Source organism: Pseudomonas sp. SIMBA_067, from assembly GCF_046534675.1.
GTDB classification, from domain to species: domain Bacteria; phylum Pseudomonadota; class Gammaproteobacteria; order Pseudomonadales; family Pseudomonadaceae; genus Aquipseudomonas; species Aquipseudomonas putida.
Genome location: NZ_JAWRYH010001226.1, coordinates 1 through 240 on the forward strand (window position 1 = coordinate 1; position 240 = coordinate 240).

Annotated in this window: 1 protein-coding gene; it reads right to left on the minus strand. The window is 45.8% G+C overall.

Features of this window, described 5'->3' with window-relative positions:
- A partial coding sequence (locus SB765_RS33200) for a hypothetical protein (protein ID WP_410932974.1) occupies positions 1-240 on the minus strand: 240 nt, incomplete at both ends.

Here is a 240-nt window from a genome sequence, read left to right on the forward strand (position 1 = left end):
GGCCGGCAATGACGAGATTTACGACGAAAAAGTATCCGACCGATGTCAGCCATGCCGCATTTCCTTTCAGCATTCTGTAACCGGATTTTACATCTTCAGTTCCGTTGCTTTTTTCATTGGGCTGTTCTGAAATACGTATGAACGCGATAAATGCCGCGGAGATAAAAAAAGCAGTTCCGTTTATGGCAAACAGCAGCCCGAACGGAATAGCCGCAATCATGATCCCGCTGATCAATTTTC